The following is a 12,534-nucleotide window of genomic DNA, read 5'->3' on the forward strand; positions in this document are numbered from 1 at the left end:
GCGACATTCCTAACAAAAGTAATGCGCTATTGTGACCTCAACCACATATTCTAAAAAGTTATTTTTAGAAACATTTAAATACCAAAATAGAATAATAAAATTCACACACAAAAAACCCCGCTCGTGAGCGTAATGCTGTTCGGTTAAGGTTTGCCGATGACCGAACAGCATTACCGCTTCGGCGGGGTCTTCCTATCTCAAGCCCTTGAGAATAAATAAGCGTCCTAGTAGGCAGTAGGCGATATATCCATGGTGCCACTGGAATCGATCGAAATACGGTATCGCGTCTCTTCATTCTCTCGCGCCAAGAATTCAGCCTCCTTCAGCCCTCCGCCGCAAGCGCCCCCTGAAAGGCATGCAGTCGATCACTGGGGACGCGCTTAGCGGCATCTGACGATATGGGCGTTCTAACCAATCTTAGCTTTAAGGGGGGGGGGGGAAGGCGGCGCTAGCCTGCTGGAATCAAACTTTACTCCCAAATTGGGAGGCGCTACAATATCCCATATTGGGAGGTGGCATGAGAGTCATAGCAAAGCGTACGCTGAAAGAGTTTTGGGAGCAGGGCTATGGCGATGCCGAAACCTCGCTGACCGAGTGGTATAACATGATGCTAAAGGCATCTTGGGAAACACCACAGCAACTAAAGGCTGATATTAGAACAGCAAGCATCCTTAAAGGTGGGCGCGCTGTTTTCAATATCGGCGGCAATAAGTACCGGGTAATCCTATCCATTCGTTATGAGCAGCAAATTGCCTGGGTTCGATTCGTCGGCACCCATGCTCAGTACGATAAAGTTGATGCGGAGACAATATGATGAACATTCAGCCCATCCGTAATGATAGCGACCTTGATCGCGCTTTCGCTCGCCTAGAAGAGCTTTGGAGTGCCGCGCCTGACTCTCCTGAAGCCGATGAAATTGAAGTGCTTTCCATCCTTATTGAGAAGTACGAGGATAAGCACTATCCCATCGACCCGTCCGACCCCATCGAAGCTATCAAATTTCGCATGGAGCAACAGGGGCTAACGCAGCGCGACCTTGAGGCTTATATCGGTCCTAGTGGCCGCGTCTCTGAGGTATTGAACCGTAAGCGCAAGCTAAGCCTGGGCATGATAAAAAGACTTCATGACGGCCTGAAAATCCCTTACGACAGCCTTATGAATCAGGTCGCCTAACCACCAGACCCCGCTTCAGCGGGGTTGAATCCTTCCTGCCCATCAAAAGACTCTAACCGCAATGTCTGCTGTATCTGATTTGCTCGGTAGTGGCACCTGTGACGCTTCTAGCTGGGAAGTGGATAGCAAAAAGCCCCGGCGCTAGGCTCGTAATGCTGTTCACTTAAGCGGCGCCGCCTTGCGATTTACTGGATAGCGGGTTTTGGATATTTTTACCGTCCTCGGCCTTGATGGTCGAGGACGGTCATCCAGAAAGGTGAAGAGCAGACTCTATCCATTCGACAGGGATATGCTGGGCAAAGGTGCTGAGGCCAGTGAAGGAATGTAGCTCATCAATATCGAGCAATGTCTGTTGAATAGGCACAAAAAAATCCGGTATCCAATGAAGAATACCGGATTTTCTTAGAGCCTTCGGTCATCGTTAACCGAACGGCATTACGCTCACGAGCGTTTTTTCAGCTTACTAACGCCTGGCGCTAGCAGCGAACATCAAATGCTGAGAATTAACCCAGAACTTTGATGTTGGAAGCCTGAAGGCCTTTCTTACCCTGAGTGACGTCGAAGGAAACCTTCTGGCCGTCTTGCAGAGTTTTGAAACCGTCAGCTTGAATTTCAGAGAAATGCGCGAACAGGTCGTCGCCATTGTCGTCCGGAGAAATGAAGCCGAAACCTTTAGTGTCGTTAAACCACTTAACGGTACCAGTTGCCATGATCGAAATCCTCGATGTAGCTTAATGTAAAGCCGGGAAATACCCGAATTGCAGTGGGTAGAACAAGAAACTTTCACCAGACTCACGCTTAGGCGTTCGATACTGCTGACAACGTTCGACTTGCTAACCAACTGCGTTTAAGAATGCGCCTAACCAGGTCACACGTCAACACTATGCTTAAAAAAAAAGTTAATGCAACACATTTTCCTCTAAAATCCATTTAGCCGCTTTTTCTGCAATCATTAGCGTGGGCGAGTTTGTATTACCGCTGGTGATGGTGGGCATTATCCCCGCATCCGCAATGCGTAACCCCTTGACGCCCAGCACTCGTAATTTAGCATCCACAACGGCCATCGGATCATCAGCACAACCCATCCGTGTTGTGCCTACTGGATGAAAAATGGTGGTACCTATGTCGCCTGCCAAGCGCGTTAGCTCGTCATCACTTTGATACTCAAGCCCCGGTTTAACCTCCTCGGGAGCATATTTGGAAAAAGCCGCCTGCGCTGCAATGTGCCGAGTAACGCGCAGTGAATCAGCGGCCACCTTTCGATCCTCGTGGGTGCTTAAATAGTTGGGCGAAATAGCCGGAGCATCAGTTGGATTGGAGCTTTTCAGGCGGACTGTTCCGCGACTGCTCGGATTTAAGTTGCATACGCTGGCGGTAATGGCCGGATAAGGATGTAGCGGCTGCCCAAATGCCTCAAGGCTTAATGGCTGAACGTGATACTGAATATTCGCGTGCTCATACTCGTTAGAACTGCGCGTAAAGGCGCCAAGTTGTGAAGGTGCCATGCTCATGGGGCCGGTGCGCTTGCACAGATACTCCCAGCCAATGCCTGCTTTACCCAGCAAAGTGCCTGCTACTGCATTGAGCGTTTTTGCATTGGTGACACGATACACTGAGCGGATCTGAAGATGATCTTGCAGGTTCTCGCCTACACCCGGCAGGTCATGCACTACCTCAATGGCGTGCTCTTCAAGATGTGCTTTAGGCCCAATACCCGATAGCTGCAAAAGATGCGGCGATCCAATGGCACCGGCACATAAAATTACTTCTTTGCTGGCGCGGGCGTTCAGATTTTCCCCGCGCAGGGTAACGTCTACCCCGTTACAGAGCGGGCTGCCCTGATCATCTTCAAAGCAGAGCCGATTCACCTGGGTAGAGTGCCAAAGCGTCAGGTTGTTACGTTTAAGCGCAGGGCGTAAAAACGCCTTGGCGGTGTTCCAGCGCCAGCCATTACGCTGGTTGACTTCAAAGTAAGCAACGCCTTCATTATTGCCACGGTTAAAATCCTCGGTGCGGGGAATACCGGCCTGCACGGCCGCCTCGGCGAAGTCGTCCAACACTTCCCACTTCAAGCGCTGCTTTTCAACCCGCCACTCACCGCTATCGCCGTGAAACTCGCGCTGCTCGGCATCCGCATCGCCTCCTTCATCCAGCCGGTAGTGGCTTTCATGCTGCATAAAGTCCGGCAGGCAGTTCTCCCACCGCCACGCCTCATCACCCACGACCTCAGCCCAGTGATTGTAGTCGCGCGCTTGGCCGCGCATATAAATCATGCCGTTGATACTCGAACAGCCGCCCAGGGTTTTACCCCGCGGGTAAATCAGCGAACGGCCGTTCAAGCCTTGTTCTGGCTCGGTGCGAAACAGCCAATCGGTGCGCGGGTTATTAATGCAGTACAGATACCCCACCGGAATATGGATCCAGTGATAGTTATCGCGCCCACCCGCTTCGATTAGAAGCACCCGATTATTCGGGTCGGCGCTTAACCGGTTGGCCATCAGGCACCCTGCGGTGCCTGCGCCTATCACAATGTAGTCAAATGCCAAGGTTTGTTGTTGTGTCATTTGCCTTGCTCCGCATCGACTTATTTGGCCGTCGGCATCACAAACTCAGCCCCGTTATCAATCGAGTCTGACCAGCGCTGCATAATTGACTTCTGCCTGGTATAAAAACGTACGCCCTCCTCACCGTAGGCGTGGGTATCGCCGAACAGTGAACGCTTCCAACCGCCAAAGCCGTGCCACGCCATCGGCACCGGGATAGGCACATTGATACCCACCATGCCGACCTGAATACGGCGCCCAAACTCTCTTGCCACGCTGCCGCTTTCGGTAAAGCAGCTGACGCCGTTACCGAATTCATGGTCGTTGATTAACTGAATGGCCGTCGCGACATCCGGCACGCGTACGCACACCAACACCGGGCCAAAGATCTCTTCTTTATAGATTGTCATTTCCGGCGTGACGTGGTCGAAAAGCGTGCCGCCCATCCAGAAGCCGTCGGCACAGTCACTACCCACCTGGGCAGTATTAAACTCGCGGCCATCCACGATCAGTTTCGCGCCTTCAGACACGCCTTTTTCGATGTAGCCGGTAATACGCTGGTGGGCCTGACGCGTTACGATCGGCCCCATTTCGGCATCCAGTTGCATGCCATTTTTTACTTTTAGCGCTTTAGCGCGCTCGGCAAGTTTGGGCACCACGCTATCCGCCACGTCACCGACCAGTATCGCTACGCTAATCGCCATGCAGCGTTCGCCCGCCGAGCCGTAGGCGGCGCCGATTAACGCATCCACCGCTTTATCCAGGTGCGCATCAGGCATCACGACCATATGGTTTTTCGCCCCGCCCAATGCCTGCACGCGCTTGCCGTGCTTGGCACCCCGCTCATAGATCAGGTTGGCAATTGGCGTCGAGCCAACAAACGAGAGCGCTTTGACCTCGGGGTGATCGATTAATGCTTCAACAGACTCCTTCCCTCCCTGCACCACGTTAAACACGCCATCGGGCAAACCGGCCTGCTTCAGAAGGTCTGCCAGCATTAGTGACGCGCTAGGGTCAAGCGGGCTTGGTTTGAGAATAAAGGTGTTACCCGTGGCGATGGCGATAGGGAACATCCACATCGGCACCATGATCGGGAAGTTAAACGGCGTAATACCCGCCACAACGCCAAGCGGTTGCCGGGTTGTCCAATTATCAATACCGGTACTGACCTGCTCGGTGTAGTCACCCTTAAGCAGTTGGGGGATACCGCAGGCAAACTCGACAACATCGATCCCGCGCGCCACCTCGCCCTGGGCATCGGTAAATACCTTGCCATGCTCTTGGGTGATCGCCTCAGCGAGGGCATCTTTATGCGTATCCAATAATTCCAGAAACTTGAACAGCACTCGGGCCCGGCGAATGGGCGGCGTATCGGCCCACGCAGGAAACGCTGCACTGGCCGCATTTACAGCCGCCTCCACATCGCTTTGTGATGCCAGGGCGACACGGCCGGTGACTTGGCCGGTGGCTGGGTTAAACACATCCTGGGCATCGCCAGAGCGACCTTCGCTGATCTGACCATTAATAAAGTGCTGAATGGCTGTTGTTGTCATCATCACTACCTTTATAAGCAGAACCAATGGGATCTGCCCAGACTAGCGTGATTGTTGGCTCGATCAATTGAGTAAATTTAAACCGGGATATAAGCTCTGCTAATAACAAAATGAAAACCAGGAGGCGCCATGCACGAATATGCGACACTACGGGCATTTGTCATGGTCGCCCGTCTAGGCAGCGTCTCACGCGCGGCTGAGCAACTGCACCTTACCCAGCCCGCCATCAGCCTAAAGTTGAAGCAGCTTCAGCTAAGCTTGGGGCTTACTTTGTTTGAACGCCGCCCCCAGGGCTTAGCGCTAACGCCTGATGGCCATACCCTGCTACCCTCCGCCGAGAAAGCCTTGGCAAGCGCCTATGCTTTTGAGCAAACAGCCAATACGTTGCATAGCACGCCAAGAGGCAAGCTCAAGATAGGCACGATTGTCGATCCAGAATTTATTCGCCTGGGCGCTTTCCTGCGCCGCCTAATGACGCAAGCACCGCAGCTTGAAACCGAGCTTCATCATGGGATGAGCGGCAATACGTTAAGGCGTGTTGAGCAAGGCGACCTGGATGTGGGGTTTTACCTGGCGCCACCCAGCCTGGGAACCGACCATGAGGCGCTTGCCTGGCGCGAGCTGACCCACTTTCACTACTACGTTGTTGCCCCGATGGGCTGGGATGCCCAACTGGCCGATACGCGCTGGGAAGCCCTGGCCCGCCTGCCCTGGATCGTCACGCCAGAGGACTCGGCCCATCACCGCCTTTTACAACACACACTTGCCAGCAGTGGCGCCACACCCAATCGCGTCGCTCAGGTCGATCAGGAGGCCTGCATGCTGGACTTAGTCCGCGCGGGCGTTGGCCTGAGCCTTGCGCGCGACGCTCTGGCTATGACCGAGCGTCAGGAAAGCGGCCTTGTCGTTGCCAGCAATATTCGCCTGCCCTGCGCACTTAGCCTGATTTGGCGCCATGATCGTGCAGAAGAACCTCCCATTGACGCGGCATTACGTACGCTGAACGAAGTATGGCCCTCGCTTTAAAGAAACTGGCTTTAAAAAGATGGACGGAACTATCACGAATACATACGCCAGCCAACCAGCCATTGATAAAAGACGTACGCACTTTTTATTGCCACCCCGGAAATGCCCTTTGGCGGGTCAAATTCAGGAGTAATCGATAACGCCGTTTAGGCTATTGCCACCGGTAAAAATAAAGCGCCGCCAGCATCCTGGCGGCGCTTTTTAGTGTGAAAACGAAAACGCTATCAGCCCGCCTGCTGGGCCTGGTGCTCAAGCTCTTTGGTGACATCTGGGGTAAGCTTTAACGCTTGCGCCAGTTGATCCAACCAGGCGCGCTCCATGGGGTTCTGGTCATCAGTTACTGCGACACTCATTAAATACATTTCCCGGGCAGCCTGGGGCGAGTCCGCTTCGCGGGCAAGCGCTTCGGCATCCAATGGAGCCTTTAGCTGCCTTTCGACCCAGTTATGCATTTCCTGGTCGGCCCCTAGCGCATCGATCTGCTCCGTAATCAGCACCTGTTCCTGCTCATCAATATGCCCATCGGCGCGAGCTGCCATTATCATGGCCTGCAGCAGTTCAAGGCTACGCCGCTCCTGAATCTCACCGCTTAATACATCAACACGCTCGCCTTCTGCGTTACTGCTGGTGGCGGGTTGATTTTTAGCGGCCTGTGAATTCTGCCAGGCCTTCCAGGCCAGCATGCCAACGCCTGCAATAGCGCCATACTTAAGCGCTTTACCGCCCATGCTCCGGCCACGTTTGGAACCGACCAGCATGCCCATGGCTCCACCGCCCAAAAGGCTTTTCATATCGAAGCCGCTGGAACTTCCCGACTGGCTTGAGCGCTGATCACTACCGCCCCCGCCCAACTGACGAGACAAGCCCTCCAGCATGCCCTTCACATTGACTCCGCTGCTGCCGTTTTGGCTGCCACCGGCCTGCTGCATAAGCTGTTGAAGAATTTTACTAGCGTTCATCCTTGTACTCCTTGGGGCTGACAGATTGTACTGACAATGTACGTGCTAACCATGTACGTACTGGCAACGAATGCACGCCTAGATCCTACTGAGTCTAGAGGACCTACGCCGGTATAACACCTTGCACTTGTACTGTGCTTCCCTGGCGGCTGGCACGTACTTCTATACGAACCGGCATTTGCTCTTTGAGTTCGCTGACATGAGAAATAATTCCAATCATACGCCCGCCCATTTGCAGCTCGCTCAGCATGGTGATGGCCTGGTCAAGGGCATCCTGGTCCAGGCTGCCAAAACCTTCATCGATAAATAGCGTATCGAGCTGAATGCCACCGGCATACGCCTGCACCACGTCAGAGAGGCCCAATGCTAGCGCCAGCGCGGCCATAAACGATTCGCCACCCGAGAGCGTCGCGACGGGGCGATTTTTACCGGTATAGGTATCGGCAACATCCAGCTCCAGGCCTGAGGCCTTATTTCCTTTGGAGGGGTCTTCACGGCGTACCAGCTGATAACGCCCCCGGCTCATCCGCACCAGCCGCTCGGATGCCTGGATAAGCACATCATCCAACAACACGCCAAGCACAAAACGCTGCAGGCTAATGCGATGCCCGGTGCGCCCATTGGCGATCTCGCTCAGCGTTCCCCACAGCCGATACTCGGCTTCAAGCTCCGCCTCGGCGGCATGGGCGGCCTTGAGCTTTTGCTGAGTGGCGGTTAGCTGTGCAATCCGAGCCGCCAAGCGCTGGTAGGTTTGATTACAAACCTGCTCATGCGCCTGCGCGCTAGCCACTTGCTCCGCCAAAGCGGTTAAATCAGGCGGCGTTAGCCCCTCAAGGCGTGTTTGGCTATCCTCAAGCTGACCATCCAGCTTGGCCAGCGCCTGCTGAAAGAGGGTGACGGTTTCAATAAGCGCCTGGCGCTCAGGCGCTTCCAGGCGGGCCTGAATAAAGTCAGCGTCGTTGCCGAAAGCGCTACCGCTTAGCGCCAGTTGCCATTCGTTTTGGGCCGCGCTTAGCGCCTGAGTCGCGGCGGCGGCGCGCTGGGCAATATCTGACAGCGTGGTTTCGGCGCGGGCCAGCGCCGTTTGTGCGTGATGAGCACTCTCCTGAGCAGATTGCCACGCCGCCTCAGACTGCTGAATGTCGCTTTGCACACGGCCAAGCTCTACCTGAAGCGCCTCAAGTGACCCATGTGGCTCAGGCAACGCCCTGCGCAGTTGCTCACATTGGGCTTCCAACTGATGACACCGCTTTTGAGCGGCCTCTAACTCAGGCTGTTGTGTCTTTATCTGGGTATCCAGCGCTTTCCATTCGCTGCGATGTTGCTCAAGTGTGCGCTCCCGGGCTGCCAACTCTCGAGTCAGCACTTGATAGCGCTCAACATGTCGCTGGCTCTCCTGGCAGGCAGCCTCCAGTGCGCTTAGTGGTTTAGCGCCCCACTCGCCCAGCGTATGACGTAAGTACTCGCTCTGCTCGTCGTTATACTTAAGCTGTTGGGTCAAACGCTGCTGCAACTGTTGAGCTTGCACCAGCGCTTGATGCGCCTGCTCATGATCCGTGCGTGCGCGCTTCACATCGGCCTGGGTAACGGGGGGCTGCTCTTGTACGGCGGGCGCAGGATGCTCACGACTGCCACACACCGGGCAGGGCTGCTGGGATTCCAGCCGAGCGGCGAGTAACGCGGCTTGGCCCTGGTGCCAGTGCATCTCCTGCTCGGTGGCGCGACGCTTATAGCGCTCAACCGTTTGCTGATGATGCTCAACATCGCTTGCCGCCTGAGCCACTTGCTCGGCCAATGCAGCGCGCTGGGATTCAAGCCCGGCCAGTGTTTGCCGCTGCGCGTGCAGCGCTTGGCGGCTTTTTAACACTTCATCGCAGCCTGCAAGGTGATTGCGCTCTATCTGCTCTGCTTTCAGCCTGGCGGCAAGTGCCTCGCCCTGCTCAGCGATGGTGTCGCGCTGCTGCGTTTGTTGGTCAAGCTGCCGATACAGGCTTTGCCATGTTTGTTGCGCCTGGTGTAGCGCCTGCTCCACACCAGTGAGCGCCTGAAATTGCTCCAGCGCTTGCTGTAAACGGCCAGCCTGTTCACGGCGTTCCGGCAACTGCTGGTAGCGGGTTTGTGCCTGATGTAACGCTTGCTGAGCGTGTTGATGCGTCGCCTGCTGTTTTTCAACAGCCGTTTGAGCCTGAACGCGCTCTTGCTGGGTAGCGCTTGCCGTTTGCTGCGCTGTTTGCACGCGGTGAAAGGGTTCGGCCAGCGCCTGGGTTTGCTCATGGGCGCTTAGGCGCTGTTGAGCACGCTCTATTTCCGGCTGCTGGTGTAGCCGCTGTTTTTTTTCTGCGCCCAACGCCGTATGGCGGTCAAAAAGCGCCTGACACTCCTGTCCCTGGCGCTCGGCAGCCTCTGCCTGTTCACGTTGCTGTTTAGCAATGGCTAACGCCTTTTCAGCAGCCTGATGCTCTGGCGCCAGCGTTTCCAGCGCCTCAATAAGCACCGCTTCACTTTCAATGTCGCTTGCATCCAGAATGCCCTGGACACGATGCTGGTGATCTTTCACCGCTCGGTCTATCTGGTTGGCTTGGGTGCGCAGATGCTCTTCAATGCGTTGAAAAATATGGGTTTGAAACAGCTGGGAAAAAATCTTTTCGCGATCTTTTGACTCCGCCAGCAACAGCTCGCGGAACTTGCCCTGGGGCAGCACCATCACCTGGCGGAACTGGCTGGCATCCAGCCCCAGTAGTGCCTGCACTTGGGCGGTAGCATCGTTAACGCTACGCGCGACGAGGCACTGATTTTCCTTGTCGTCAGCGGTTAGCCGCCACAGCTGGGCTTCTGCGTTTTGCGTTGTCGTCCCTTCGCCTCGCGCTTTAGGGCGCTCCTGCTGAGGCACGCGGCGCACCCGGTAGTTTTCTCCGCGCAGGTAAAAATCCAGCGTTACTTCAGTTAGCAACGTATCGGCGGCCTGGTCGCAGCGCATCTGGGTGCCCGAGCGTTCTTCTCCCGTGGTCTGGCCATAAAGCGCGAAGCAGATAGCGTCCAGAATCGAGCTTTTCCCGGCGCCTGTCGGGCCGTTGATCAAAAACAGCGGGCTTCTACCCAGCTGAGAAAAGTTGATGATCTCCTCAGCCGCAAAAGGGCCGAAGGCCTGCATGGTGAGTACGAGCGGCGTCATGACTGGCCCTCTTCATCGCGGCTGAGGGAGGTGATGACATCACTCATGGCACGCGCCTGGTCCGCGCTCATGGCGTCACCGCTGGTTTGTTCGAAGAAATCGCTGAACATATCCAGGGCATTAAAGCGCAGCCGTTCGCGATCCAGTTGCTGACGCTGCTGCATCCCTAGCATACCGGGCTTTTCGAGGTGCAAAACGTTAGGGTATATCGCGCGCAGCTTACCCATGGGGTCTAAAATAGCGTGGCGGTCGGTTAATCGAACCAACAAGTAGTCATCGGCACAGAGGTCCTCGCGCCCTTGTCTCAACAGTTCATCAAGTTCGCCTTCCAGCACGCGCACTTCGCGCTTGGGCACCAGCGGGCGATGCTCAATGCCGGTCACTCCCTCGTTACCTATATCCACAAGCGTAACGCCTTTACGCTGCTGAGCTTCTGAAAAGCTGTATTTAAGCAACGAGCCGCTGTAGCGAACATGTTCGCCGCCACGGTATTGCGGGCCATGCAAGTGACCAAGCGCGACATAGTCAAAGCCCTGCATGGGCTCCCAGGCAACGCTTTCTGCACCGCCCAGGGTTAACGGGCGCTCGGAATCAGATGCGCTGCCGCCATCTACAAAGCAGTGGCTCATCAGCACCGTTGGGCGGGTAGCGTGGCGCTTCTCACCAATACGCGTTAGCAAGTAGCGGTGGGCGCTATCAAAGTCGCGGACCGGTTCACCGAACTGGCTGCGTACGTATTCCGGGTCAGCATAGGGCACGCCAAAAATATCGATCTCAACGCCGTTGATAGCAAGCGTAACCGGGGTATCGCAGGCGCTCAAATCAGAAAGAATATGCAGCCCCGCCTGACGCAAATGGCGTGCGCCAAAGCCCAAGCGCTCGGCGCCATCATGGTTGCCGGAAATAATAACCACTGGCAAACCACGCGCTTGGCAAAGCTCGCCCAGCACATCATCAAGCAACGTAACAGCCGCGGAAGGCGGCACCGAGCGGTCATAGATATCGCCCGCAATCAGCACAGCGTCTACGGCTTCGCGGTCGACGATCTCGATCAGCTGGTTTAGAACGTGGCGCTGGTCTTCAAGCAGTGAGATGTTGTGAAACAATCTCCCCAGGTGCCAATCGGCGGTGTGGAGTAGACGCATGGCAGGCTCAACGGCAGGTTAGGTGGTTGCATCATAACAACCTAACCTGACGGCGTTTAGCCTTTACGGGTGAGAAATACTTAAGGGCTCTTGGGCAATTGGCGTTTATGCTCGGTGCGGGTATAGGTGTCAATGATGGTGGTATACGCCTCATCGCTGATGGCATCGCCGACCAGGAAGGCATCAATATCCGCATAAGTCACGCCTAGCGCCACTTCATCCGCCAGCTGGGGCTTGAGCGTTTCCAGGTCGGCAGTGGGCTGCTTTTCAACTAGGAAGGCAGGTGCCCCCAGCGCTGCGCCTACTTCACGTACCTGGCGTTTGGTTAGCCCGGTGAGCGGCGCAACATCACAGGCGCCGTCGCCATATTTGGTGAAAAAGCCCATTAGTGCTTCGGCGGCTTGATCCGTGCCGACCACCAGGCCACTTCGTGCTCCGGCCGCTGCGTATTGCGTCACCATGCGTTGTCGCGCCTTGATATTGCCCAACACAAAGTCGCGGTGAGCGTCGTCTCTAAACGTTAGCCCGCCCTCTTCCAGTGCGGCCAACAGGACATCACTTGCCGGTTTAACGTTAACGGCCAGCACATGGTCGGGTTCAATAAACGACAGTGCCTTCTGCGCATCGTCTTCATCCTGCTGAGTACCATAAGGCAACCGCATCGCGTAGAAAGAGGCGTCGATGCCCTGCTCACGCGCCTTATTAACCGCTAACTGCGCCAAGCGGCCGCCTACCGTGGAATCCACGCCGCCACTAATACCCAATACAAGCGCATGCTGCCCTGTATCGATCATTTCGCGACACAAAAAATCAACGCGCTTATCAATCTCTTGCTGCGGGTCAATACGCGGCGTTACCTGCAAAACCGTTTGAATATGCGATTGGGTTGCCTGCTGATCTACCATCCTGGCCTCCTTGCGGTCGAACGTTGATCCATAGCGGATAGCGTTTTATTCAGGCTAG

General features: G+C 55.4%; 10 protein-coding genes. 3 read left to right on the top strand and 7 right to left on the bottom strand.

Annotation, left to right across the window (positions count from 1 at the left end; translation table 11 throughout):
- Nucleotides 1-517: 517 nt before the first annotated feature.
- Nucleotides 518-814: a type II toxin-antitoxin system HigB family toxin gene (locus ACT3R4_RS10425; RefSeq protein ID WP_441678838.1), complete on the top strand. Its 297-nt coding sequence runs from the start codon at nt 518-520 to the stop codon at nt 812-814.
- Nucleotides 811-1,173, top strand: a complete 363-nt coding sequence (locus tag ACT3R4_RS10430; protein ID WP_441678836.1) for a helix-turn-helix domain-containing protein — start codon at nt 811-813, stop codon at nt 1,171-1,173. The genes ACT3R4_RS10425 and ACT3R4_RS10430 overlap by 4 nt, the downstream gene beginning before the upstream one ends.
- Before the next feature lie 503 nt (nt 1,174-1,676).
- Here the strand turns inward: ACT3R4_RS10430 and ACT3R4_RS10435 are convergent.
- From ACT3R4_RS10435 to ACT3R4_RS10445, 3 genes are all read right to left on the bottom strand, one after another.
- Nucleotides 1,677-1,883 (bottom strand): cold-shock protein, encoded by a 207-nt coding sequence (locus ACT3R4_RS10435; protein ID WP_054641278.1) that lies wholly within the window; start codon nt 1,881-1,883, stop codon nt 1,677-1,679.
- Between the two features lie 189 nt (nt 1,884-2,072).
- Entirely contained in the window at nt 2,073-3,737 is a 1,665-nt protein-coding gene (locus ACT3R4_RS10440) for a GMC family oxidoreductase (RefSeq protein ID WP_441678834.1), read from the bottom strand.
- 20 nt (nt 3,738-3,757) lie between these two features.
- The gene (locus tag ACT3R4_RS10445; RefSeq protein WP_441678832.1) at nt 3,758-5,269 is read right to left on the bottom strand and encodes a CoA-acylating methylmalonate-semialdehyde dehydrogenase; all 1,512 of its coding nucleotides are present in this window, start codon (nt 5,267-5,269) and stop codon (nt 3,758-3,760) included.
- A 129-nt stretch (nt 5,270-5,398) separates the two neighbouring features.
- Here ACT3R4_RS10445 and ACT3R4_RS10450 point away from each other — a divergent pair, with 129 nt between their 5' ends.
- Entirely contained in the window at nt 5,399-6,295 is an 897-nt protein-coding gene (locus tag ACT3R4_RS10450; protein ID WP_441678830.1) for a LysR family transcriptional regulator, read from the top strand.
- Nucleotides 6,296-6,519: 224 nt separating this feature from the next.
- On the opposite strand, the gene ACT3R4_RS10455 is transcribed toward ACT3R4_RS10450, so the two are convergent.
- From ACT3R4_RS10455 to nadE, 4 genes are all read right to left on the bottom strand, one after another.
- Nucleotides 6,520-7,254: a tellurite resistance TerB family protein gene (locus ACT3R4_RS10455; protein ID WP_441678828.1), complete on the bottom strand. Its 735-nt coding sequence runs from the start codon at nt 7,252-7,254 to the stop codon at nt 6,520-6,522.
- A 103-nt stretch (nt 7,255-7,357) separates the two neighbouring features.
- On the bottom strand, nt 7,358-10,426 hold the full coding sequence (locus tag ACT3R4_RS10460; protein ID WP_441678826.1) for an AAA family ATPase: 3,069 nt from the start codon (nt 10,424-10,426) through the stop codon (nt 7,358-7,360).
- A complete protein-coding gene (locus tag ACT3R4_RS10465; protein WP_441678824.1) occupies nt 10,423-11,571 on the bottom strand; it encodes an exonuclease SbcCD subunit D in 1,149 nt (382 codons plus the stop codon). The genes ACT3R4_RS10460 and ACT3R4_RS10465 overlap by 4 nt, the downstream gene beginning before the upstream one ends.
- Before the next feature lie 80 nt (nt 11,572-11,651).
- On the bottom strand, nt 11,652-12,476 hold the full coding sequence (gene nadE / locus ACT3R4_RS10470; protein WP_441678822.1) for an NAD(+) synthase: 825 nt from the start codon (nt 12,474-12,476) through the stop codon (nt 11,652-11,654).
- Nucleotides 12,477-12,534: the final 58 nt, after the last annotated feature.

It is taken from the genome of Halomonas sp. AOP7-E1-9, from assembly GCF_052376035.1.
Lineage (GTDB): Bacteria > Pseudomonadota > Gammaproteobacteria > Pseudomonadales > Halomonadaceae > Vreelandella > Vreelandella citrativorans.